We start from the raw sequence: 23,372 nt of genomic DNA, 5'->3' as shown, positions 1-23,372 counted from the left end.
TCGACGAAGAAAGAGAAAAAGCGCTGACGCACTCAGGATTTCGGCAATCCCGGCGGATTGGTCGCGGCCTTGTCGATCGCTTCGGAGCCGAGATTCCAGCGCTCCAGCACCGCGCGATACTGGCCTTTGCCGATCAGATCGTTCAGCGCGATCGTTACCGGCGCGGCGAGACCGCTGCCGCGGCGCGTCGTTACCGCGACTTCGGCGGTACGCGGCCAACCGCCGCTGACGGTGCCCACCTGGCGCGTCTTGCCATGTGTGGCCGAGTCGTACAGCAGCGCCGCGTTGACGCTGAAGATCGCGTCGGCACGCCCCGATTGCAGCGCCACCGATTTGACCGCATCGTCGTCGTAGTACTGCACCTGGATCGGCTTCAATCCATGCGCGACATTCTGCTTGTCCCATTCGAGCAGGATCTTTTCCTGGTTCGTGCCGGCGTCGGTAATCACGCGCAGGCCCGCGACATCCTTGGGTTCGCGGATCGATCTGATCGGGCTGTCGGTCTTCACGAAGAAGCCGACCTCGTCGCGCCGGTAGGTCGAGAAGTCGAACTTGGCCTTGCGCTCCTCGGTCACGGTCACGTTCGAAATCACCGCGTCGACCTTGCCGGAAGCGAGCGCGAGCGGCCAGTCCGGCCACGCGAGGATCACGACATTGAGCTTGCGGCCGAGGCTGTCCGCGACGAGTTGCGCGAGATCGGGATCGAAGCCGACCACGGTCTTCGCATCGGTGGCATAGGTGCTGATCGGCGGATGCGCAACGACGATGCCGACGGTCAGTTCGTCTTTCGCGACGAACGGGAAGTTCGCCGGCACCGCCTTGGTCGCGGCTGCATCCTGTTCGGCGCGCACGCGGCCGTGCTGGTCGGGACTCAGATCGAAGCCCGTCGCGGCGAACGCGTTGCCGCTGACGTAGAACATGGCCGCCAATACGAGCGACGACAACTGCAGACCTGTTTTCATGAGATATCCGTCGAAGTGTGAGGAGATAGGAGTGCGGCGTTTAGCGGACAACCAGATCGGCGTCTTTCGCGCGCAGGTCGTCGAGCGTGTCGATGCGTTGCGGCGCGAGCAGGTTCTTGCCGAAGCGAAGATGCACGTGCACTTCGGGAGGCAACGCGGCATCGAACAGCTTCGTATAGCCGGTGCGTTCGTAAAGCGCCCATGCTTCGGGCTGCTTGAAACCGGTAGTCAGATAGATGCGCGAGTAGCCCTGCGCGAGCGCACGCGCTTCCAGTTCCCGCACGACCTGTCGCGCGAGTCCCTGGCGGCGCAGAACGTCGCGCGTCCAGATGCGTTTGAGTTCCGCGGTACGCGCGTCGTAGCGCTTGAACGCGCCGCCGCCGATCGTCTCGCCGTCGCGAATCAGCAGAATGAATGCGCCGTGCGGCGGTGCGAACAGGTCGGCCGGATAGCGCGCCATCTCCTGCGCGGCGGCCGCGCCGCCGTCCTTTCGATAATCTTCGTAGCGGGTCGCGTATTCGTGCAGCAGCGCGTCGAGCAGCGGTTGCGCGCGGGGATCGAGTGGCGTGGTGTCAACGACGAGAGTGCTCATGAACGATCGACGCGAGGTCGTCGGATAGTCAGGAGCTCATACGATAGCGTGCAGCCGCGTTGCCGCTAACCAAGCAATTTCTCTATCTTTATCTGGTCTCACGATTGGCTGCGATTGCGGCAAACGCGCTGCAATTGCGTAGTGCAACGCCCATGTCACGCCGAGATGCTCCGGTCGAAACACGGTGACAATAGCTTGCCGGAAATATTACAAGCTGCTGTCAAATACCGTGCACCCTGACGGCACAGGTACGGTAAAGAAGCATTACTGCCTACGCCGCATTTCGCATGAGCTGATTCAGGTGATGCCCGACAAGCGCACCGTGCTGATGGGCGATGACGCGACCAACGGCGGCCTGTTCATGTTCATCGCGGACAAAGAAGCCGACCTGTCGGCAGGCACGCTGTATGTCGCCAAGTGGGCGCAAAGCTCGTCGGCGGGTGCCGGCGCCGCGACGCTGACGTGGCTCAAAATCGGTCACGCGACCAGCGATGAAATCGAGGCGCTCGCCGATACGCTGACCATCACGGACATCATGGACATCGTCACCGACGAGAAGAACCCGCCTACCGATCCGACGTTCACCCGGACTCACTTCGGCGCCAAATTCAACTGGATCCGCCTGAAGCCTGGCATGGAAAAAGCCGCCGCATTCCTGGAGGCGCACCGCTACGCCGCACTGCGCGGCGCGAGCATGGGCTTTACGAAACTCTAAGGTACGACGGTCAACGCGAAAGACAAGATTCTGTATTCGGCCATGTCGCAGATCACGGCGTCGATGGTGCGGGGCAACGACCATTCGCCCGATATCGCGCTCGACAAGGGCATTTCATCGGGCGCCGTCTTTTTGGTCTGGGGTAAAGAAGCTTCCGTGAAGTAGCTTCATCTAATTCGTGCGATACCACCGCCATATCTTGATAATTGCCAGATAGGCCAGCGCCGCCACGATCAGTTCGATCGTCACCCAGAACACGAAATACAGATCATCGGGATCGCCGACACCGAGCCAATCCGAAGCGCGCCACCATGCACGGGCTTCGCTTGCTGACCACTCACTCGATAGCGGGATATAACGAACTGAAATCAGAAACAATCCGATAAACAGCGCGATCTTTAACACCTTACGGGCAAGTGTTGCCATACGTTGCGACCTCAATAGTTCCGTATGCGTCAAGCCCGGAGTTACCGGCGGGGATTGTTTTCGTGTGCAGCAACCCCGAGCGGATTCTCAGGAAGTCAACACGGCTCGGCAGGGTAATGCACCCTAGCGAAACACCCCGACCACCTGCCGGATGCAACCGGAACTGCCCTCGCTTAACGCCGTTGACCCACGTCCAATCATCAATCCTCCCATCGTCCCGATACAGCGCGAACCACTCAGCGTGATCGGTCGGATTCCCCTTATAGAAATTCCATTCATCCAGTAACCACGATAAGGCCTTGGAGCGTACGCCGCCGGTAGGGCGTGCGACGATCCAGTATTTACCTGCAGGAATCGGACCGTTAGAGGGCACCGCCGTACAGCCGCCCCGATTGCGCTACTGGTTGTTGCCTGAATACGCGTTGAACGTGCCCAGACCGAAAATTGTTAGCGGTGAGAAATGCTCGTTATTCACCAAAAACTTGCCGTGATAGGCCATGTGTCACGCCTCCTGATTGGGCTGGATAGGTCATTGCGTGCTGCATAGGTTCCTCCCGTTGGTGCACCCTGACCGTAAGCGCGCATGCCGCTGGCGCGATACAGGTCGATTCCGGATTGGCCGCTGCTTTCACCGGGGCAAAAAAGACGCGCCACAGGGGCGCGCAAATCATTTGCATCTCAGATAGAAGAGCCAAAAGAACCGCCACCTCAGCGGGAACGACATACCGCGAGGCGACAGTTCAATACTAGGTGTATGTGCCGGGTGCAGGTTTCAGACGACTCCGAAAAGCCCGGGGCGTGGGTGATGGTCGTCAACTCTCCTGGGCGAATAAAGGTTCGTCGCAGGAAAATCGTGAAGCTCTGGGGAGCAATTGCGAAGGTCTGGAGGCAGACGATTGAACTGATCGTGGCGGCGCTGTCTTATGCGACGATCATGAAGCTATCGCAGTGGTATCGCGCGAGGCAGTCAATGCAAGGACCCGTTGCCGCCGTTTCTTTAGCGTGTGTGAGCGCCAATGATCGCGGAATACAGACGTTAAACCCGACTCCGACGACGCAGAGCGCGGAAGGGCCGTGCGAAATCCGGAATCGCGCACTTGAGCACATGCGCACATGCGCTCAGGCGCTCAACACCGTCAAGTTACGGGTGGTTGTACATCGCGTTCCAGTCAGCCCTCGACACCGCCGGGCGACCTTCGTCCGACGAACCACTTGCGGCACCGCCGTAACCACCGTTTGTTGCAACTTGCTGCGCGGCGACCGTCGCTTCCGCGGCCTGGATCGCGTCTGGATAGTGCGCTTGATCGCCATCACCACCGCGATAACCCGCCTTCTGAAGCTGAACAAGTTCCGCGCGCACCTGGGCGCGGGTAATCGGGCCATTCGACTGGGCGAACGAGGCAACCGGCACTACGACTGCAACGGCAACTGCAACGGCTTGGATGAGGGACTTCATGATGCTCCATCGACTTTCGTTAGCGGTGCGACGACGTGTCTGCACCGACAGCGAAAGTCTAGGAGCCTTCCGCCCGAGGGTTAACCCCTAGTATTCGAAGGCATTGTTCCAATTGGCAGCAGAATGCTGGCATCTTCGCGCGAATGCCCTTCCGGCGACGCGAAGCGGCCTTAGTGAGGGCAACTGGCTATCGCACGAACGCCAAGCGCGTGCCGCGCTGGCAGGTGCCGGCGTCTCGCGGACGTCGGTCGAGACAGCGTCAAGCGATCCAAATGCGCCCCCACCCTCTTCAGCGGACCACTTCTTCAGCGAGATGAAATAGGCAATCCCCTCGCCTGACAAGAGCGGGCACCCGCTTGCATACGACTTCGCCATCGCTCGCGAAATGACAGGTCACCGGCTCTTTGAGCGGCGTGTCCGGGAAATGAATGCGCGCCGCGGGCTGCCCTGCGACCACCCGCTCGCCGAGTTCAACCAGCGGCTCGAACAGACCGTTGTCGTAGGCGTACACATAGTGACGCGCGCCCGCGACGCGCAGGAAGCGCGTGTCGGCAGGCGGCGCATCGGGCACGAGCGGACCGCTCAATGCGCCGATCGCGCCGAGAAAGTGCAGCAGGCCGTGGCGCGCTTCGCGAAGCAGCGCCGCATCGACTGTCCCGCCACCGCCCAGCTCAGCCGTGATCGACAGCGCCCCTTGCCGGCGCGCGGCAGTCGCCGCATGCACCGGGTTCTCCGCATGCAAAAACGCGTTCGGCAACCCGAAAGCGCGTAATGCGCGTTGCAGCCGCTCATTCTCTGCGTCGTCGCGCGGATCGATCGCGAGCATGTTGTTGCCGCGATAAAGCAGCGAGCTGCCGCCGGAATGAAGATCGATCAGATAGTCCGCGCGCGCGAGCAGAACATGCTCGATGTAATGCGCGATCACCTGCGTCGGAGAACCTTGCGGATCGCCCGGAAACGTGCGGTTGAGATTGCCGTCGTCGAGCGGTGACGTGCGAAGGCCCGCCTCGGCCGCTGGCGCATTCGCTTGCGGCAACAGGATCAGCTGACCGGCAACCTGGGCCGCGTCGATTTCGCGGATCAGCGTCGACACGAGGATCTGTCCTTCGTACTCGTCGCCATGATTGCCGGCCATGATCAGCACGACCGGACCCGTGCCATTGCGTATCGAAGCGATCGGAATCGGCAGCCAGCCATACGCGGACCGATGCACGGAATGCGGCAGCCGCAGATAGCCCGCATGCTTGCCCTGAGCATCCAGATCGAGTTCACTGCGAATCGGATTGCTCGGCGTAACGGTTGAACTCATTGCTTCGCTCGCGCAAGTAACGGCCTTCTAGCCGTTGCAGCTAGACGCCGAATGGAAACTGCCATTTGAACTTCGTTTCGCCGTTCGCCGCCGCATGGCCCGAACGAAAGCGGCGCTTCAGCAGCCACGTCGCACCGTACTGCAGCGTCGAACACAGCAGCAGATAAACGACGCCGACGAACAGAAAGATCTGCACCGGATACACCATCAGCCGATTATTGACCTGATTGGCGAGAAACGTAAACTCGGGCACGCCAACGATATAAGCGAGCGACGTGTCCTTGATCAGCGTGACCCACTGATTGACGAACGACGGCATCATGATCCGTATCGCCTGCGGCAGTTGCACGTACCGCAGCGCCTGCCAGCGCGTCATGCCGAGCGACGCGGCCGCTTGCGCCTGCCCCGCGCCGACCGCAGCGATGCCTGCCTGCACCGAATGCGACAGATACGCGCCGCCGATCAGCGCGAGCGCGCAAACCACGGTGGCGAGGCCGGGCACGTCGATGTGCAGCAGTATCGGCATCAGAAAGAAGGTCCAGAAGATCAGCATCAGCACCGGGATCGCGCGAAAGAAGCCGACCAGGGCAGTGAGCGCCAGATGCGCGGCGCCGCGCGTCAGCGACAATGCAATGCCGCCGGCGAGACCGACCAAAGCCGACAGCAACGCCGAGACGATCGACATCACGACCGTCAGCGCCGCGCCGCCGAGCGGCCCATCGGGGAACGTGCCGAGCAGCAGATAACGCAGCGACGGCAGCCATTCGAGCGCGCTCATCAAAGCCCTCCTTGCCAGAGCCGCAGGGCGCCACGTTTCCACACCAGCAACACCGCTTCGATAACCGCGATGATCGCGATATAGAGCACCGTCGCCGCGCCGAATGCCTGAAACGTCTTGAAGGTTTCCGTATCGACCTGCCGCGATACATACGACAGTTCCGCGAGCCCGATCGTCATCGCAAGCGACGAGTTCTTCACGAGGTTCATGTACTGCCCAGCAAGAGGCGGCGTCGAGATCCGGATCGCCTGCGGCAGGATCACGTAACGAAACGCCGCGAGCGGCGTAAGGCCCAGCGCCGCGGCGGCCTGATGCTGCGCGTCCTTGACGCCGCGCATACCCGCGCGAAATTCCTCGCCGACAAACGCGGTCGTATAGCACGTAAGCCCGACCCAGCCCGCGACGAATTCGAACGACGGCCACGCAATCGTCCAGCCAAATAGCGAGACCGTGTGCGACGCATTGAGCCATTCCATCCACGGCTGCGGCAACAGCGTCGCAGCCCCGAAATACCAGAACAGCAATTGCACGAGCAACGGCGAATTGCGAAACGCCAGTACGTATAGCGCGGCCGCGCGCGCGAGCATGCCGTTGCGCGCATTACGCGCGAGCGCGAGCCCGAAACCGGCAAACGTCGCCGCCGCGCCCGCGCAGGCCGACAACACCAGCGTCATCAGAAAGCCATGCGCGATCCACCCGAGGTACTTCGGTTCCAGCCAGCCGTTCATTCTGCTCTTCTACTCCAGCGCTTTCGTTGCGCAATGAAAAGCGGCCCGCCGTTTTCACACGGCAGGCCGGCTCCAAAACTTCCGTCGGATCAGCTTTTCTGCGGATCGCCGATCTTGAACAGACGCGGCAACGGCGCGCGGCTCTGCGGTCCGAACCAGTGGTCGTAGATCTTCGCGGCGCTGCCGTCCGCTTCGAGGCCCTTCAGCGTATCGTCGACGACGTTCAACAGACGCGTCTCGCCCTTCGGCACGCCGACACCTTCATAGTCGTTCGAGATCGTGAACGGCGGGATCTCGTAGTTCGCCTTATCGGGCACGTTCGCGAGCAGCGCGACGAGCTTCGGGCCGTCCTGCGTGATCGCCTGCACGTTGCCGGCGCGCAGCGCGGCGAACGCGAACGGCGTGTCGTCGTAGGCGACGATCGTCGCATTGGGGAATTGCGCGCGCACCTGCTGTTCGTTCGTGGTGCCCTTGTCGGCACCCACGCGCAGGCCGTTCACCTGCTGCGGCGACGTCAGTACGCCCTTCTTCGCGATGAACTGCGTACCCGAGGCGAAGTACGGCGTGCTGATATCGACTTCCTTCTTGCGCTCGTCGGTAATCGTGAAGTTCGCGAACACGAGGTCGACCTTGCCCGACTTCAGAAACGCGATGCGGTTCGCCGGATTGGTCGGCTGGATTTCGAGCTTCACGCCGAGCTTGTTCGCGACCGCACGCGCATAGTCGACGTCGAGCCCGACAATCTGATTGGTCTTCGGATCGACGAAACCGAAAGGAGCGTTGCTGTCGAAGGTGGCGACGCGCAGCACGCCCGCCTTCTTGATGTCGTCGAGACGATCGGCGTGCGCTGCGCCGGAAATCGCGAGCAGCAACCCCATCACTGCTGCGCCAACGAATCTGATTTTCATGGTTAGGCCTTGGTATTGGATGTTTTATGTACGACGTGATTCACGACTGCCTCACGACAACGACGCACAGACTGTAACAACGCGCATCGCAATGGCGAACCAACTAAACGTCACGAGCTAAGCGGCGATTCAGATATGCGGCAGGTGCCTATTGCTTGCCTTTCCACGGCACCAGCCTGCGTTCGAGCGCGCGCATGCCGAGATCGAACAGCCACGCGATCAGGCCGATCAGCACGATCCCCATCACGACCACGTCGGTGCGCAGGAAGCTCGACGCGTTGAGCACCATCTGACCGAGCCCGGCAGTGGCGGCGACCATTTCGGCCGCGACCAGCGTGGTCCAGCCGAAGCCGATCGCGATGCGCAGGCCGGTCAGGATTTCGGGCAACGCGGCAGGCAACACCACGTGCAATACCACCTGGCGGAAATTCGCGCCCAGCGACCACGCCGCGTTGATCTGCTCGACGCTCGCGCTGCGCACGCCGGCACGCGCGGCCATCGCGATCGGCGCGAAACACGCGAGCCAGATCACGACGATCTTCGCAGTCTCGTCGATGCCGAACCAGATCACGACGAGCGGCAGATACGCGAGCGGCGGCAGCGGCCGGTAGAACTCCAACGGCGGATCGAGCAGTCCACGCGCGACGCGGCTCACGCCCATCAGAATGCCGACCGGTATCGCGGTGATGCTCGCGAGCGCGAACGCGCCGAACACGCGGATCGCGCTCCACAGCAGATGCTCGGACAACGGCAAGCCGCCCTGAATGCGGCCGTGCCATGCATCGACGAACGCATGCCAGACCGCGTCCGGTGCGGGTAGGAACAGCGGCGGTATCCAGTGCAGATGAGTCGCGGTCCACCACAGCAGCGCAAACACCGCGACGCAGATCACACTGAGCCACGCGGTCGGGCCTTCACCCGGCATGCCGCGATAAGGTCTGCGGCCGTGCGCCGCGCGGCGTAGCCGGGTCGAGCTGCGCGCTGTGTCCGGACGTGTCGGCGCGTGTTGTTGCGACGAATCGATCACGCTCATCAGGCGGCCTCACGCAATGTATCGTGCAGCCGCCGCGTCAGGCGCTCGCGCCACTCGATGAACGCCGGCGACGACTTGACCGCGCGCGCATCGCGAGTCGCCAGATATTCGCGCGCGAATGGCAGTGCGTGGACTTCGGCGATGCGTCCGGGCCCCGGTGTCATCAGTACCAGACGCGTCGCGAGAAACAGCGCTTCCTCGACGCTGTGCGTGATGAAGAACACGGTCTTGTGCGTGCGCGTCCACACGTCGAGCACGAGTTCCTGCACCGTCTCGCGCGTCAACGCATCGAGCGCACCCATCGGCTCGTCCATCAGCAATATCTGCGGATCGCTCGCCAACGCGCGCGCAATACCCACGCGCTGCTGCATGCCGCCCGACAGTGCATGGATCTTCGCGTTCGCATGCCGTTCGAGCCCGACGAGCGCCAGCGTGCGCCGCGCGATCTCGTGTCGCTGCGCACGCGCGATGCCGCGAAACCGCAAGCCGAGCGCGACGTTGTCGAGCACGTCGAGCCACGGCATCAGCGCATGCTTCTGGAACACGACGCCGCGCTCGGCACCGGGTCCGTCGATGGGCGTGCCGTTGAGCCGCACCTCGCCTTCGCTCGGATCGACGAAGCCGGCGATGCAGTTCAGCAACGTGGTTTTGCCGCAACCCGATGCCCCGAGCGCGACCACGAACTCGCCGCGCTCGATGCGCAGATCGACACCCGCGAGCGCGGGCTCGCTCGCACCGGCGTAGGTCACGCGCAGTCCGCGGATGTCGAGCATGCTCATCGCGCGGCCTGCTGCGCGAAGCGCGGATTCACGGCCGCGGAGTAGTCGGGTAACACGTTCTGGATCGTGCCCTGCGTCTTCAGGAACGCCGCCGTGGCCGCGAGCGATTGCGCCGCGCCCGACTGCTTGCCGCCGCCGAGCCAGGTCGGCGACGCCTGCTCCGCGGCGCTCGGGAACGCGTACAGCGCGAGGCTCGCGGGCACGTCGGCCGGTGCCGCGCCCGACTCCTGCGCAACCGCCTGCACCTGCTGCGAAGCCGCGGTCCAGTCGGCCTTGTGATCGCGGTACAGCGCGTCCGTATCGGCGAGCACCTTGACGAGACCCGCCATGAAGGCCGCGTTGTCGCGCTCGAACTGCCGCGACGCGACAAAGCCGTCGAAGGTTGCCTTGCCGCTTCCCTTCGCGACTTCGCCCGACGTGATCAGCACCTTGCCGTTCTGCTTGACCTTCGCGAGCACGGGGTCCCAGATGTAGGTCGCATCGATATTGCCGCGCTGCCAGGCGGCGGCGACCTCTGGCGGACGCAGGTTCAGGATCTTCACCGACGACGGATCGACACCCGCCTGCTGCAACGCGACCAGCGCATGAAAATGCGACGTCGACACATACGGCACGCCGATCGTCTTGCCCTTCAGGTCAGCGATCTTCGTCACGCCCGAACCGTCGCGCGCGACCAGCGCTTCCGCGTCGTTGATGTTGTCGAGAATCCAGAACAGCGACAGGTCGACGCCTTGCGACAGGCCCGCCGCGATCGGGCTCGATCCCGCCTCGCCCAGCTGGATCGAGCCTGACGCCAGCGCGCGCACCACATCCGCGCCGCTGCCGAGCTTGCGATACGTGACCTTGTAGCCGGTCGCTTTTTCCACGGCGCCGGTGGCTTGCGCGTAACGCCACGGCACGACCATGTCCTGATAGCCGATCACGACTTCTCGGCTTTGCGCGTGCGCGGATGAAGCGAACGGCGAAAACGCGGCAATGCCGGCCGACGCCGCGACGAAGGCAGCGGCGCGCAACGCACGCCGCAGCTGACGGAGAGAGTGATTCATCGGAAGCCTTCGGGTTGGTCTGGATACGAAGAAGGTTCCGACTATAGGCACTTTCGACCGGCGCGGTTCCAACGAATCATGCATAGCTAATCACTGGAACGCAGCATTGCTTTTGCGTCGCGACTATCCGCCATAGCGCCAAAACTGCTTTGATTCTGAGCATTTGTTGGTTCGCTCGCGCCACCGCCCTGGTTACATTGGGGCGACCACCACACGCGACCATAAGGACAATCGATGACATCGACCCGGGGATTTTCATTCTTCACGACAGCGCGCAACGCAATCGCCACCGTCGGCGAGCGCAACCGCAGCCGACGCGGTTGGCTGAAGACCGCCGCGGCCGCGCTCGCACTCGGCGTCTTCGGCGCAGCCCACACCGCCCACGCCGCGCCGCTCGATGAGCTGAAACTCGACTATGCGTACTATTCGCCGGAAAGCCTCGTGATCAAGCGCAACGGCTGGCTCGAACAGGAGTTCGCCGCCGACCACACGCAAGTAAAGTGGGTGCTGAGCCTCGGCAGCAACCGCGCGCTCGAATATCTGAACAGCGGCGCGATCGACATCGGCTCGACGGCGGGCCTCGCCGCCGTGCTCGGCAAGGCGAACGGCAATCCGATTCGCGCGGTGTACATCTATTCGCGGCCCGAGTGGACCGCCCTCGTCGTGCGCAAGGACTCGCCGATCAAAACCGTCGCCGATCTGAAGGGCAAGAAGATCGCGGCCACCAAGGGCACCGATCCGTTCCTGTTCACGTTGCGTGCGCTGCATACGGCGGGGCTGTCGCGCGACGATGTCGAGATCGTCAACCTGCAGCATCCTGATGGCCGCACCGCGCTCGCCAATGGCCAGGTGGACGCGTGGGCCGGGCTCGATCCGCACATGGCGGCCGCGCAGATCGACGATGGCGCGCGGCTGCTGTATCGCAACGTCGACTTCAACACCTGGGGCTTCCTGAATGCGCGCGAAGACTTCATCCGCGACCATCAGGACGCGCTCGCGCGCGTGCTGAAGGTCTATGAAAAAGCCCGCGTCTGGATCGCCGCTCACCCTGATGACACCGCCAGGATCGTCGCGGAGGAATCCAAGGTTTCGCTGCCGGTCGCGAAACTGCAATTGAGCCGCAACGACTTCACCCAGCCTCAGCCCGGCGCCCGGCAGATTGCCGCGCTCAAAGCCGCTGCGCCGATCCTGGTCGACGAGCAACTCGTGAAGGGCGGCACCGATCTGAACGCGATCATCGATGCACTGGTCGACCCTAAAGTCGCGCAGCCGGTGATTGCGACGGCGAGCAACGGCTCCAAATGAAGCACACGCGCCAGATCCGAGCCTGCCGATGAGCACCGCGAAGAACTTTTTCACGCTCGCACGGAGGGATTCGTCCTGTCCGTCGTGTAGCGAACTCGCGCATCCGCCGCGCGCGATCGACCCGCTACGACTGTGGCGCTATGCCGGTCTCGCGCTGCCGGTCGTGTTCCTGGCTGTCATCGAGATGCTGGTGCGCGCGTCGATCCTGCCGATGCATCTGGTCCCCGCGCCCAGCGCGATTGCGCAGACGCTATGGGATCTCGGCGCGGCGCGGCTCGCGCGCCATATCGGCGCGAGCGTGATCCGCGTGTACGGCGGCTTTGCGATCGGCGCCGTGCTCGCGCTGCTGATCGGCGCGGCGATGGGCCTCAGCCGGCGCGTCGATGCCTTGCTCGACCCCGCGTTTCAGGCCTTCCGCGCGATTCCGTCGCTTGCGTGGGTGCCGATCCTGCTGCTATGGATGGGCATCGACGAAGCGCCGAAGATCACGCTGATCGCGATCGGCGCGTTTTTCCCGGTGCAGTTGAGCGTGGTGGCGGGCATTCGCGGCGTCGACCGCAAGCTGATCGAATTCGGCGAGTTGAACCGGCTGAGCCGGCGCGCGCTGTTCACGCGCATACTGCTGCCCGCGTCGATGCCGCAGATTTTCACCGGACTGCGCACGGGGCTCAGCCTCGCGTGGATGTTCATGGTGGCCGCCGAACTGATCGCGGCGACGCGCGGGCTCGGCTATCTGCTCAGCGATGGCCGCGAAACCGGCCGCCCGGATCTCGTGTTCGGCGCGATCCTGTTGCTCGCGCTGCTCGGCAAACTGAGCGACGGCATGCTGAAAGCGATCGAGGTACGCGCGCTGTCGTGGCGCGATGCGCACCGGGTGTCGGAGGCCGCGCGATGAATCGGGCACCTGCTTCGTTACTCGAAGTACGTGGACTGACGCGGCGCTTTGGCGAGCGCAATGTGTTCGAGAAGGTATCGTTCGCGCTATCGCGCGGCGAGATCGTCAGTCTGGTCGGTCCTAGCGGCTGCGGTAAAAGCACACTGCTGCGCGCGGTGGCGGGACTCGATCGCGCAGCCACGGGTGCCGTGCTGATCGACGGCGTGCCCTTGCTCGCGCCGTCGCCGCGCGTCGGCATGATCTTTCAGGAACCGCGCCTGCTGCCGTGGCTCAGCGTGGCCGACAACATCGCGTTTGCCGCGGGGCCGCACGCGGGAGACGATCCGCGCGTCGATGCGCTGCTCGCCGAAGTGGGTCTCGCTGGCGTGCGCGACGCGCTGCCGAAGCAACTATCCGGTGGCATGGCGCAGCGCGTCGCGCTCGCGCGAGGTCTGTTCAACGAGCCGGAACTGCTGCTGCTCGATGAACCGTTCAGCGCCGTCGATGCGATCACGCGCGCGCGACTGCAGCAGTTGCTGCTGGCGTTGAAACACGCGCGCGGCACAACGGTGCTGCTCGTCACGCACGATCTCGACGAAGCACTGAGTCTGTCCGATCGCGTGCTGCTGTTGTCCCCGGCGGGCGTTGGCAGCCCGAGCCGCATCGCGCGCGAACTGCCGATTGCGTTACAGCGGCCGAGGAATCCGCGCGATGTGTCGTTGAATGCGCTGCGCGAGGTTTTGCTGGAGATGTAGCGGGGCTGCGGAAAATCGCGCTATCTGGTACGCCGGGCTTCGACAAACGCCTCGACATAACGCAGCGCCTGTTCGCACTGCTCGGGCGTGAACGCGTGAATGCTCGCCGGAACCGGATCGAAGCCAAGCTCGGTCGCGACCCACCGGATCGCTTTCGCGCGGGCTTCGAATGCGTTCACGCCATCGCGGCGCACCTTCGCGGCGACGAGCGGTTCAAGCGCGTCGTGCAGCCTGCTCTTCGACTCGCGCAACGCCGCGTCGGCGAGGCGGCCGAGCGGCAGGTTGTGTTTGCTGCGCGAATACACGCCGATCCACGCCTGACAGCCGGTGCAGATCCACAGCGGGCCTTGATCGCTGCGATACGGGTAGGACTCGTCGCCGTAACGCGCGAGCAAAGCGCGGTTGCCGCAGTAGTCGCATGACGGCTGCGGCAGTGCCTTGACGGGCTTGCCTACACGCATGGGGAGTGCCCCCGGGAGAATTCGCGGTACTTCATCGCATCGATCCGACTGGCGGAAAACGGGTGGAGCCTCACAGTTTAATGGAAGGCCCGCACCCGCAAGCAAGACCTAGCTTCTCTCTGCGATCTCCATCACGACGCGACGCCGCGCCGCCAGTCCTTCCGCCGACCTCTGCCGGACCAGCTCCACCACCGCTTGCGGCGCCAGCGCCGGATCGCCCGCGTCGAACGGCGGCGCTGGCGCGTATTCGAGTTCGAGCTGGATCGCCTGCGCCTCTTCGACGCCCGCCAGTTCGGCAGCCACGGTCAGCCCGAAATCGATGCCCGCCGTGACGCCGCCGCCGGTAATCAGATTGCCGTCGCGGACCACACGCGCATGCGTCGGAATCGCGCCGAGCGGTTCCAGCAACGAGTGAAACGCCCAGTGAGTCGTCGCGCGCCGCCCGCGCAGCACACCGGCCGCACCCAGCAGCAACGCGCCGGTGCAGACCGACGTCACGTAGCGCGCGCTCGCGGCCTGCCGGCGAACGAAGTCGATCGTCTGCTCGTCTTGCAACAGCGCGGTCACGCCGCTTCCGCCCGGCACACAGATCACGTCGAGCGGCGGGCAGCTTTCGTAGGTCACGCTCGGCGTCAGCACGAGGCCGTTGCTCGACACCACCGGCTCCCGCGTCTTCCAGACCAGATGCATCGTGGCGCCCGGCACCGATGCGAGGACGTCATGCGGGCCGGTCAGATCGAGTTGCTGTACTTTCGGAAACACCAGAAAACCGATTTGGAGGCTCATGGGGATACCTTATCGAAGGAGAAATCGAAACGCGCCATCTGTCATTTCTTCCAGCTGGACGGATCGATTCTATGCGCGTAGTGTTTGGCAAGGCTGCCATTGTTCCCTTGATTTCTGCCACGTCTTCGCATGTTCAGCGCTCCTCGTTCTATCGTGCTGCTCGTGCATTCGTTATTTTCCTTCCGCCATATCAAGCAAGCCCCTTAAGAATTCGTTTTGTGCCTTGCGTAGATTGTAAATGCACTCCGCCTGCAAGGCAGGAAACATGGAGCCCCCGTGCTCGGTTTCCCACTCCGCCCCCGCATTGCGCGGCAATTCGCAATACTTGACAGATGCATTCTGCGTTGCCATGTATTTGTCCAGCAATTTCGCATGAATATTGCCTTTTGGTATGGTTGCGCACAGCTTTTTATATAAAATCTGACTATCGGTCACCAGTTTTTTTTGCAATGCTGAATAGCATTCAACGTCTCCATTGCCGCCTCCCAAATGTTGCAGACAATCAGAATTTGAAAGTTTCACCGAAAAATCATAATTTGATTTTGCTGCCGCAAAAATAGGAAGCAGTATTCCTGCGATTAAACATAAAAATCGAGTCTTAGTGCGACGCATCATAAACCCCTGACGAAAATAGGCGAGCCTCGGCAAAACGGCGATTTCTAACGCCGTGGTTGTCTCCAATTCGATACGTAAGGATAAATTCATGCATACCCCGATAATTGCCTGCATTAATTTTCCCGATAATCACGTCCGCACCGCGACCTGGCCCGCTGTTATATACAATGCTGACAAGCGCATCGTATTCATATTGAAACAGGGGAACATGAATACCGGAATTCAGCCGTCTTTCGACCTCAGCAACATTACGCCGCCTAAATTCTCTTGCGCGTTCGAGGCTAATTACCTGTCCAACCTCAATATGATCAGCAGCAATAATGCGATGGCCGCATCCAACCGTGGGAATTCCAACGTTGTCCAAATAGGCTTTTAAGATGAACCCCTCTGTCACCTGGTGCCCCTGGTATATGCCATTTAATACACCGGACTCCCATACGGCAGTAAAGGACAATCCTTCCGGACTGACATGCCAAGGTTTGCAGAGTCTGCCCGATTGGACTGCCACGCATGAATTCGGATTTGTGTTCGTTACCGCCGTTCCAAGTGCGTCCGGCATTACGCCTCCTCTCTGTGACCAAGATAAACATATATCGATTGAGCGCCGTTTGTTTTATAGCGTTTAGTGCGCCCCAAACCATCCGTCACGCCGTGGACGAGAGAACCAGACGGCAGACGAACCGTATAATACGTGTCGTGCATAACCCGGCCGTCACCGTCTTTGAGTATGTATTGCTCGTCGTGAGTGCGATCCTTCGACGTTAGCGCTGACGCTGGCTTGCGTCCGCGACAGTTGCACGCCCATGCGTAACCCAGGGCTTCGGCCATGGCGTAGCCGGATTTCATATTACGAACCCTGTCAAACGGAAAAAACTCGCCGGTTTCGGCGTTCAGGGCCTGTGCGTGCGGCATCGGCGGGAATTTTGAGTAGATCGAATAGGTGATACGGCAAAGGTCGCATTCTTCCTCGACTGTCCAATCCTTTCCGCTGCTTTGCTGTCTCAGTTGCTCCATTACACTCCTCTAGAGTTTTCAGGCGATACCTCGCCAATTAATCATCGAAACGGACCACGGTCAACCGCATTAATTCGGGATAAGCCCGTTTTGACAACTATTTACGATGGCGTCGGTTATCTCAATTTCTTTTGCATATTCCTGCTGGCGCGGGACAAAAAAGCTGTGCTGAACCGCCTTATTCGTCGGGGGTCGAAACTCGTTAGTGTTGCGTCCATGAAGCATCTATAGCCGCCAGTTTCGCGTTCGCGTGTTCCGTAGCGTCAGCGAGAATCGCTGCCGTGTCTTCCGGTGACAGTTGGCGCTATGTCGGCGGTAGCCATGTTCGTGAATTGGAACGAATCGAACTGCGCGGCGCAGCCCGCCAGGTCCTCGCACTTGCCGCGCCCCGATATGGACAGCGCGTGTGTCGTCGCACTCAATGATCCCGCAACGCGGTCAACGTAGCCGGTGATAAGGGGGTTCGCGCCGATCTTCACGACGCAGGGTCGCATTGAAGGAGAAGTCGAAATACACCGTCTGTCATTTCTTCCAGCTGGACGGATCGATTCTATGCGCGTAGTGTTTGGCAAGACTTACATTATCCCCTTGATTTCTGCCACCGATTTGCTCACATGTCCAGCGCTCCCCGCTCCATCGTGCTGCTCGCCTTCCCCAACATGCAACTGCTCGACATCAGCGGTCCGCTGCAGGTATTTGCGTCGGCCAATGAACTCGTCGCGCAGCGCGGGCTCGGCAAGCTCTACTCACCCCGCGTCGTGGCGGCCGAGGCCGGGCCCGTCACATCGTCGTCGGGAGTCGCGCTGCTTGCCGCCTCACTGCGCTCGCTGAAGACGCCGCTCGATACGCTGATCGTTCCCGGCGGCCGAGGCATTCGGGAGGCGTCGGCCGATCAACGCCTGATCCGCTGGACGCAACGCCACGCGCCGCATTGCAGACGCGTCGCGTCGGTCTGCTCGGGCGCGTTCCTGCTCGCCGAGGCGGGCCTGCTCGACGGCCGGCGCGTCGCCACGCATTGGGCGCGTTGCGACGAACTCGCGCAGGCCTATCCGCAACTGCAAGTCGAAGCCGATCCGATCTTCATTCGCGACGGCGATATCTGGACCTCGGCAGGCGTCACCGCCGGCATCGACCTCGCGCTAGCGATGCTCGAAGACGATCACGGGCGCGCGTTGGCGCTCGACGTCGCGCGCGAACTCGTCGTGTTTCTGAAGCGCCCGGGTGGTCAGTCGCAATTCAGCGCGACGCTGTCGCTGCAACATGCCGACGACCGTTTCGGCGAATTGCACGCATGGATGACGTCGCACCTCGCAGCCGACCTGTCAGTGCCCGCGCTCGCGCAACGGCTGCATATGAGCGAGCGCAGCTTCATGCGCCACTACAAGGCGCAAACCGGCCGCACGCCCGCGCGCGCGGTCGAGCAGCTACGCATCGAAGCAGCACAACGCTTGCTGAGCGAAACATCCTGGTCGATCAAACGGATCGCGGCGCGATGCGGATTCGGCAGCGAGGAAACGATGCGCTGCAGCTTCGTGCGTCAGCTGCGCGTGGCGCCGCAGGTGTATCGCGAGCGCTTTTCGTCGACGTGACATGCGCGGGCGGCGCAGCCGCTCGACATCACTCAGTAGCGGCGTTTGACGATCAGCGTCGCGCCCGTATCGTGAGAATGCAGAATCGCGACGCGCGCGGTGCCGGAGAACACCCAGTTGTCGACCGTCAAGGACAAGCGTCGCTGCGGTGACTGGCCAATCGACAACACTGAACTGTTCATCTGAACGATGGATATTTGCGGTGCGGTAGATGGACCCATACGTAGAGCATTCGAAGCACTCTGCGCGGCGGCATTCGCGCCCGGTTCGGACACCGTTGCGAACTCCGGTCCGGACGACACCAAGGCCTTCGCGGTGCCGAGCTGGGTATCGCGCGCAAGGTCCACGCTATAGTAATTTTCCATTTGCGCGTAGAACGGCTTGCCCCGATCCCCCTGATACTCCATCGCATAGCGCTGCTGCTCGAAGTAGCGCCGAGGCTCGGGAATGGGCGGCACGACTTCGACGGGCGACGCGACGATGTTGGCGACCATCATCGCTTGCGGCACATCGCCGAAGAGGCCTCCCGCAAACGCGTAGCCGCTCATCAAGACGAGTACCACTCCGACAATCCTCTCGCTTTGGCACGTCATCGGCATGCCTCCATGAAGGAATTGAAACGTCACATGACACGGCGCGTCACTCGAACCGCGCGCCTCGCAGCGTCGCTTGCATTCAGACATTGTAGTCAGTGATTTGCGTACCGGTAGGTCAATGTGTGAGGTATCTCGCCAGTGTGGCGAAGACCGGCAAAAGCTTCTGGCCCAAGCGTCGCGAATCGAACGATCCCCGGCAACTCTTGCGAGGTTTCCCAGGCAACTGCGCGGTCAGATCGGATACCTGCATCTTCAACCGTTGCAGCGTCAACGGTCGCGCTCGCGGTAGTCAGTCGACGCGTGTTGGCCGGCCATTGAATGCCGGCGCGATGCGCAAAGCGATCGTTTGAAAGCGCTTTCGCCAGGCGCGCGGCCATGCGAGAACGGCGTCGGGCATGAAGCGCGCGACGAGCAGCAGCAACGCGAGCAGCGCGGGACACCAGCGCAGATCGGTCGGCACGGGTTCGCGGCGGGCGAAGCGCGCTTCGAGCAGCGCATCGCCGAACGACGTCACGTTCAGCAGACGCCGGTAGTCGAGGCCCGTCTGCCGAGCCACCGAAGCGAGGTACTCACCGCGCAATTCGGACAATTCCTCGTGCGTTTGCGCCGCCACACTGGAGCCGGGCGTAGGCGGCACCTGGATCACGTCGTCGGCCTGCCAGACGCCGATCCGGTTGCCATTCGCATCGGTCTTCGGAATGGCCGCGGGCTGGTCGCCGCCCACGCCGATCAGCCAGCCCCTGATCCGCGCCGCATTGATGCCTTCCATCAGCGGGCGTGACGCCAACAGCGGCGGCGCCTCCTGCCCATCGGTGACGAACGCGATGGCCGCGCCGCCGCCGACATCCTTCGCGACGCGCACGGCCGAATACACACCGCCTTCGGCAATGCGGCTCCAGTTGGTCCAGCGCATGCGCCCGTCGATGCCGTCGAGCGATACCAGCAGCGCGTCGTAGTTGCCGCAGACTTCGACCGGCGCCATCAGCAGCAACACCCGCTGCCCGGTGAACACGCTCCAGCCGACCTTCGAGCCGCACGGCAAACGCTCGAGCGCGTCGCGCATCGCAGCCTGCGCGAACTTGAGCCGGCTGACCGGGGCGCCGCCGAGCACCACATCCTCGACGTCCATGCTTTGCGTGATATCGAAGGTGACGATGTAGTTGAATGTGCTGCGCGGCAACGTGACGTCCGGCATCGCGACCGCCGCGATCAACGCGACGAGCGCGAGCGGCGTCAACGCATGACGCCATTTTGCGAAGCCACGCTCGCGCCGAACGCCGCTCATGGCAGGTCCTGGCTGCGCGCGTCGCGCACTGTGACGTTGTGCTGCTCTTTCACATCGGGTCCGGCGAGCGCGGACGGCGTTTCCGGCGCGAGCCACAGCGCGCGCTCGAGGTTGTAGCGCACGTCCCAATCGTCGGGCGCCGCGCGCAGCGCGAGCCGGTAGCGCGCCTTGGCCTCGCCGATCATCGCCAGAGACCTGACTGTTTGCGCGTTGTCGCCGCTGCCTTCGCGCAGGTACAGATTGCCGAGATCGAACAGCGCCGCGCGGCCGACTTCATCAGGCGGGCTGCCCTCGGCGAGCAGACCGTTATAGAGCCGCGCCGCCGCGTCGTAGGAGCCCGCTTTCGATAGCGCTATCGCACGGGCCAGCTGAACCTCGCGCGCGTCGCCGCCGGCTTGCTTGTCACGCGCGGCGGCGTTCGTCGCGACGATGGCCTGATTGACTCGCTCCGCGTGCTGCAGACGAACGAAGCCATACCCGGCCCACGCGGCGCAACAGATCGCCGCGGTGCCGAACAGCGTGTGGATCAGCGCGCGCTTCATGCCCAGCTCCTGACCTGCAACTGGTGCAACAGCACCAGCAGCGCCGCACAGAACAGCGCGAGCGCGAAACAGTATGGACTCAGATCCTGGCGAGGCAGATGCTCGACGAACGTCGTCGTTGCGTTCTGCTGCCGGTTGATCTCCGCGATCGCCGCCATCATCGCCTTCGGGTCTTCGGCCTGAAACAGCCTGTAAGGCGTCTTCAGCGTCAGAAAGAAGCGATGCAGCTGCGCTTCGGCCGAGCTTCCGCTGGCGGGCTGCGTCGCGTTCAGATCGGGACTGAAGACGCTGCTGCGCAGGTAGATGAAGTACAGCGCGATCCGGTTGCGTCGCAGTCCCTCCTCGATGCGCCGTCGCATCGTTTCGTCGAGCAACGCGCCGCCATCGGAGACGAGCACGATCGCGCGGCGGCCCGACGACAAGCGCTCGTCGAACTGCGCGATCGCCGCCAGCATGCCGCGATCGAGCTCGGTGTCCGGCATGCCGCGGCCAATCGCCGTGGCCGCGACCGCGGCCTCGATCACGCGATGGTTGTAGGTGAACGGCATCGCCAGCACCGGGTTGGTGCCGAACATCATGAACGCGAGGCGGTCGTTCGGCCGCTGCTCGACGAAGCGCGTCAGCGCCGCGCGCGCCACGAAGTTCTTGGAGTCGCCGCGCGGCGACTCGACACCCTTGCTGCCTATCGGCTCGTCCATGCTCTGGCTGCGGTCCATCAGGATCAGGATCTGCGCGCCGCTGCCGGTGCGCAGAACCTGCAACTGCGAGCGCCCCGGCGCCGCCAGGCCGACGACGATCGCCGCGATCGCCAGCGCCGCGCCACCGCGGACGAGCCAGCCCGCCACGCGCCCGAGGTCGTCAGCGGGCAGCCATGCGACGTTCGAAAACACCAGCGTGTCGCTGCGCCGCCGCAGCAGCGGCAGCGCGGCGAGCGGCAGCAGCACCAGCATCCACGGAAGGGCGAAATCGAAGCTCATGGTCATCGCTGATGGCGCCTCTCCGCTCGATACAACGCACGGCACAGCGCGTGCAGCGAAAGCTCGCCGGCATTCTCGACGGCATGCGGCGCCGGCCCGAAAAAGCGCTCGGCCGAGGCCAGATAGAAACGTTCGAGCTGCGTGCGCAGCGGTTGCAGATACGGCGCACGCGCCAGCAACGCGGATAGCGAAGCCGCATGCACGACCTGGCCGGCGGTTTCGTTCAGCGCGCGATGCAGGCAGACCCACGCATCGTTCGATGAAGCGGCGGGCGCCTCCGGCAGCCGTTGCATCTGCCGCCACGCCCGCGCGAACGGCAGCCGCGCCGCCTCGCGCCGATTGCGCGCCCACCACCAGCTCGCCCACACGAGCAGCGTCGCGAGCAACAGGCCGAGCGCCCACGCGATCTGCCGGCGCCAGCCGGCCGTGCCCAGCATCGGCGCCTGCCGGTCGGGCCGCAGCGGCTGCAAGTCCCCCGCGGCGAACGCGGTTTGCGGCGTCAGCGGTCCGATGCTCGCCGGCCATTCGGCGACCTGCAACTGCGTGCCGGCCGCCGACGTGAGCGTCAACGCGGGCAACGTGATCTGCGTGAGCGTCTGCGGGGCATTGACGACCTGATAGCCGATCACCATCCACTTGCGGCCGTTCGCATCGGTTTCGAGCGTCACGGGCCGGCGTTCGAGCCAGACGCCCGTGCGTCCGACCGAAGGCGGCGTGACCGGTCCGAGGTCGCGACCGTTGGCCTCCAGCAGCACGCGCTGCGTCAGCACATCGCCGAGCACATAGCCGAATGCGCGCGGCTCCTGAACGAGCGCGGCCACCTCGGCGGCACTGGCCATCGCGCAGGCGCCGCCGCCGCATAGCGACGCGATCAGCACGCGCAGCGCCGCCCGACGCGCGCAGCCGCCGCGCACCCCGCGCGCGCTCATACCGTCAGCTCCAGAAAGTAGCGCGACATCGCTTCCGGATCGAACGCGCCTTCGACAAAGAACGGCTGGATGCCGCGTGCGCCGAACACCGCGGCGAGTTCGTCGCGCCGGCGCGCGACGCCTTCGCGCCAGCGCTCCCGCATGCCGCGCGAGAGCCACACGCGACGCTCCTCGCCGGACTCCGCATCGTTGACGGCCAGCAGCGACGCGTGCTGCGGCGGCGTGGTCTCGGCCGCGTCCCATACGACCATCGGCACCACGCACGCATGCACCAGCATGTCGAGCACCGGCGACAGTCGCGCGAGCGGCCAGTGGAAATCGGACACCACGAACACCAGCGCCTGGCGTCCGGCGATACGGATCGCGCAACGCCGCAATCCTTCGACGGCCCCGCGTTCAGCGTGACGTTCGGCGTGACCATTCGCCTGACGATCAGCGATATCAGCGACGCCTTCGCGCAGCATGCTCGCGAGCAGCGAGCCGGTGCCCCGTCCGGTGCGCGCCGGCATGAACAGATCGTCGCGTTCGCCGCGATCGAAGGCCAGCATGCCGAGCCGGTCGCCGACCCGGAACGCGCTATGGCCGAGCGCTTCGACAAAATCAGCGACGACCTGCAGCTTCGTTTTACGGGTGCCGAACTGCATCGACGCCGACACGTCGACGATCACGAACACGGAAACCGCGACGCGCTGCAAATGCACGCGCACGAGCCACTCGTCGCGCGCCGCGCGCAAGCTCGCGCGCAGATCGAGCCGGCGCGGGTCCGGATAGTCGAACAGCCGGCCGTGCATCGCGAACTGCTGGCCCGAGCCGAAACTCGAGCCCGGATGCGAGCCGGGCCGCGCACCGGCCGCGCGCATCGGCAGACGATAGTGGAATTCAGCGATGCCGTTCATCGTGTATGCGCGTCGG

27 protein-coding genes and 2 pseudogenes are annotated in these 23,372 nt (G+C 63.4%); 5 read left to right on the top strand and 24 right to left on the bottom strand.

The genetic code is table 11. The features are described 5' to 3' along the window. Positions 1-32: 32 nt before the first annotated feature. Together AB3X95_RS16655 and AB3X95_RS16650 are read right to left on the bottom strand one after the other, a co-directional pair. On the bottom strand, positions 33-920 hold the full coding sequence (locus tag AB3X95_RS16655) for an ABC transporter substrate-binding protein (protein WP_260332240.1): 888 nt from the start codon (positions 918-920) through the stop codon (positions 33-35). Between the two features lie 82 nt (positions 921-1,002). After that, the gene (locus AB3X95_RS16650) at positions 1,003-1,554 is read right to left on the bottom strand and encodes a GNAT family N-acetyltransferase (protein ID WP_368621936.1); all 552 of its coding nucleotides are present in this window, start codon (positions 1,552-1,554) and stop codon (positions 1,003-1,005) included. 115 nt (positions 1,555-1,669) lie between these two features. Between AB3X95_RS16650 and AB3X95_RS16645 the strand changes: the two are divergent. Beyond that, positions 1,670-2,407, top strand: a pseudogene (locus AB3X95_RS16645) (alkaline phosphatase PhoX); the annotation flags it as partial. Positions 2,408-2,440: 33 nt separating this feature from the next. On the opposite strand, the gene AB3X95_RS16640 reads toward AB3X95_RS16645, so the two are convergent. The 10 genes and pseudogenes from AB3X95_RS16640 to tauA all read right to left on the bottom strand — a co-directional run bounded on the left by AB3X95_RS16640 (position 2,441) and on the right by tauA (position 10,732). After that, on the bottom strand, positions 2,441-2,695 hold the full coding sequence (locus tag AB3X95_RS16640; protein ID WP_368621935.1) for a hypothetical protein: 255 nt from the start codon (positions 2,693-2,695) through the stop codon (positions 2,441-2,443). Next, positions 2,676-3,194: pseudogene (locus tag AB3X95_RS16635) on the bottom strand (DUF2778 domain-containing protein). Before AB3X95_RS16635 ends, AB3X95_RS16640 begins: the two are co-directional and overlap by 20 nt. A gap of 642 nt (positions 3,195-3,836) precedes the next feature. After that, on the bottom strand, positions 3,837-4,151 hold the full coding sequence (locus AB3X95_RS16630; protein WP_368621934.1) for a DUF4148 domain-containing protein: 315 nt from the start codon (positions 4,149-4,151) through the stop codon (positions 3,837-3,839). 289 nt (positions 4,152-4,440) lie between these two features. Continuing rightward, positions 4,441-5,460, bottom strand: coding sequence for a succinylglutamate desuccinylase/aspartoacylase family protein (locus AB3X95_RS16625; protein WP_368621933.1), 1,020 nt, complete (start codon positions 5,458-5,460; stop codon positions 4,441-4,443). Between the two features lie 40 nt (positions 5,461-5,500). Beyond that, positions 5,501-6,238, bottom strand: coding sequence for an amino acid ABC transporter permease (locus tag AB3X95_RS16620; RefSeq protein ID WP_176379671.1), 738 nt, complete (start codon positions 6,236-6,238; stop codon positions 5,501-5,503). Next, positions 6,238-6,966, bottom strand: coding sequence for an amino acid ABC transporter permease (locus AB3X95_RS16615; RefSeq protein ID WP_368621932.1), 729 nt, complete (start codon positions 6,964-6,966; stop codon positions 6,238-6,240). Before AB3X95_RS16615 ends, AB3X95_RS16620 begins: the two co-directional genes overlap by 1 nt. Before the next feature lie 89 nt (positions 6,967-7,055). Continuing rightward, on the bottom strand, positions 7,056-7,874 hold the full coding sequence (locus tag AB3X95_RS16610; protein ID WP_368621931.1) for an ABC transporter substrate-binding protein: 819 nt from the start codon (positions 7,872-7,874) through the stop codon (positions 7,056-7,058). A gap of 148 nt (positions 7,875-8,022) precedes the next feature. Then, the gene (locus AB3X95_RS16605) at positions 8,023-8,907 is read right to left on the bottom strand and encodes an ABC transporter permease subunit (RefSeq protein WP_368621930.1); all 885 of its coding nucleotides are present in this window, start codon (positions 8,905-8,907) and stop codon (positions 8,023-8,025) included. Next, positions 8,907-9,686, bottom strand: a complete 780-nt coding sequence (locus tag AB3X95_RS16600; RefSeq protein ID WP_184226863.1) for a taurine ABC transporter ATP-binding protein — start codon at positions 9,684-9,686, stop codon at positions 8,907-8,909. Before AB3X95_RS16600 ends, AB3X95_RS16605 begins: the two co-directional genes overlap by 1 nt. Beyond that, positions 9,683-10,732: a taurine ABC transporter substrate-binding protein gene (tauA, locus tag AB3X95_RS16595; protein ID WP_176120602.1), complete on the bottom strand. Its 1,050-nt coding sequence runs from the start codon at positions 10,730-10,732 to the stop codon at positions 9,683-9,685. Before tauA ends, AB3X95_RS16600 begins: the two co-directional genes overlap by 4 nt. Before the next feature lie 234 nt (positions 10,733-10,966). Between tauA and AB3X95_RS16590 the strand changes: the two genes are divergently transcribed. Genes AB3X95_RS16590 through AB3X95_RS16580 form a run of 3 tightly spaced genes read left to right on the top strand, consistent with a single transcriptional unit; the run spans position 10,967 to position 13,666 of the window. Continuing rightward, entirely contained in the window at positions 10,967-12,037 is a 1,071-nt protein-coding gene (locus AB3X95_RS16590; protein WP_368621929.1) for an aliphatic sulfonate ABC transporter substrate-binding protein, read from the top strand. Positions 12,038-12,065: 28 nt separating this feature from the next. After that, positions 12,066-12,932: an ABC transporter permease gene (locus AB3X95_RS16585; protein ID WP_368621928.1), complete on the top strand. Its 867-nt coding sequence runs from the start codon at positions 12,066-12,068 to the stop codon at positions 12,930-12,932. Beyond that, the gene (locus AB3X95_RS16580) at positions 12,929-13,666 is read left to right on the top strand and encodes an ABC transporter ATP-binding protein (RefSeq protein ID WP_176120599.1); all 738 of its coding nucleotides are present in this window, start codon (positions 12,929-12,931) and stop codon (positions 13,664-13,666) included. Before AB3X95_RS16585 ends, AB3X95_RS16580 begins: the two co-directional genes overlap by 4 nt. A gap of 20 nt (positions 13,667-13,686) precedes the next feature. Here AB3X95_RS16580 and AB3X95_RS16575 read toward each other — a convergent pair whose 3' ends face one another. From AB3X95_RS16575 to AB3X95_RS16550, 6 genes are all read right to left on the bottom strand, one after another. Beyond that, a complete protein-coding gene (locus AB3X95_RS16575; protein ID WP_368621927.1) occupies positions 13,687-14,127 on the bottom strand; it encodes a zinc-finger-containing protein in 441 nt (146 codons plus the stop codon). Positions 14,128-14,235: 108 nt separating this feature from the next. Continuing rightward, complete coding sequence (locus tag AB3X95_RS16570) at positions 14,236-14,913, bottom strand: DJ-1/PfpI family protein (protein ID WP_184226859.1); 678 nt, start codon at positions 14,911-14,913, stop codon at positions 14,236-14,238. 171 nt (positions 14,914-15,084) lie between these two features. Further along, positions 15,085-15,528, bottom strand: a complete 444-nt coding sequence (locus AB3X95_RS16565) for a hypothetical protein (protein ID WP_368621926.1) — start codon at positions 15,526-15,528, stop codon at positions 15,085-15,087. Next, on the bottom strand, positions 15,512-16,087 hold the full coding sequence (locus AB3X95_RS16560; protein ID WP_368621925.1) for a lysozyme: 576 nt from the start codon (positions 16,085-16,087) through the stop codon (positions 15,512-15,514). The genes AB3X95_RS16565 and AB3X95_RS16560 overlap by 17 nt, the downstream gene beginning before the upstream one ends. Continuing rightward, positions 16,087-16,542 (bottom strand): hypothetical protein, encoded by a 456-nt coding sequence (locus tag AB3X95_RS16555; protein WP_368621924.1) that lies wholly within the window; start codon positions 16,540-16,542, stop codon positions 16,087-16,089. The genes AB3X95_RS16560 and AB3X95_RS16555 overlap by 1 nt, the downstream gene beginning before the upstream one ends. Positions 16,543-16,805: 263 nt before the next feature. Then, complete coding sequence (locus AB3X95_RS16550) at positions 16,806-17,036, bottom strand: phage baseplate assembly protein (protein ID WP_368621923.1); 231 nt, start codon at positions 17,034-17,036, stop codon at positions 16,806-16,808. Positions 17,037-17,156: 120 nt separating this feature from the next. Here AB3X95_RS16550 and AB3X95_RS16545 point away from each other — a divergent pair, with 120 nt between their 5' ends. After that, the gene (locus tag AB3X95_RS16545; RefSeq protein WP_368621922.1) at positions 17,157-18,131 is read left to right on the top strand and encodes a GlxA family transcriptional regulator; all 975 of its coding nucleotides are present in this window, start codon (positions 17,157-17,159) and stop codon (positions 18,129-18,131) included. Between the two features lie 32 nt (positions 18,132-18,163). On the opposite strand, the gene AB3X95_RS16540 is transcribed toward AB3X95_RS16545, so the two are convergent. From AB3X95_RS16540 to AB3X95_RS16515, 6 genes are all read right to left on the bottom strand, one after another. Then, positions 18,164-18,694, bottom strand: coding sequence for a hypothetical protein (locus AB3X95_RS16540; protein WP_368621921.1), 531 nt, complete (start codon positions 18,692-18,694; stop codon positions 18,164-18,166). A gap of 322 nt (positions 18,695-19,016) precedes the next feature. Then, positions 19,017-20,012, bottom strand: a complete 996-nt coding sequence (locus AB3X95_RS16535; RefSeq protein ID WP_368621920.1) for an MxaL protein — start codon at positions 20,010-20,012, stop codon at positions 19,017-19,019. Next, positions 20,009-20,554 carry a tetratricopeptide repeat protein gene (locus AB3X95_RS16530; protein WP_368621919.1) on the bottom strand — a complete coding sequence of 182 codons (546 nt, stop codon included), beginning with the start codon at positions 20,552-20,554 and terminating at the stop codon, positions 20,009-20,011. The genes AB3X95_RS16535 and AB3X95_RS16530 overlap by 4 nt, the downstream gene beginning before the upstream one ends. Next, positions 20,551-21,537, bottom strand: coding sequence for a VWA domain-containing protein (locus tag AB3X95_RS16525; RefSeq protein ID WP_368621918.1), 987 nt, complete (start codon positions 21,535-21,537; stop codon positions 20,551-20,553). Before AB3X95_RS16525 ends, AB3X95_RS16530 begins: the two co-directional genes overlap by 4 nt. Continuing rightward, positions 21,534-22,460, bottom strand: coding sequence for a calcium incorporation protein MxaA (locus AB3X95_RS16520; RefSeq protein ID WP_176120588.1), 927 nt, complete (start codon positions 22,458-22,460; stop codon positions 21,534-21,536). Before AB3X95_RS16520 ends, AB3X95_RS16525 begins: the two co-directional genes overlap by 4 nt. Next, positions 22,457-23,356 (bottom strand): DUF58 domain-containing protein, encoded by a 900-nt coding sequence (locus AB3X95_RS16515; RefSeq protein WP_368621917.1) that lies wholly within the window; start codon positions 23,354-23,356, stop codon positions 22,457-22,459. The genes AB3X95_RS16520 and AB3X95_RS16515 overlap by 4 nt, the downstream gene beginning before the upstream one ends. Positions 23,357-23,372: the final 16 nt, after the last annotated feature.

The organism is Paraburkholderia sp. BR13444 (genome assembly GCF_040948755.1).
GTDB classification, from domain to species: Bacteria; Pseudomonadota; Gammaproteobacteria; order Burkholderiales; family Burkholderiaceae; genus Paraburkholderia; species Paraburkholderia youngii.
Note: the sequence above shows the minus strand (reverse complement) of the source record. Positions and strands in the feature narration are given on the sequence as shown.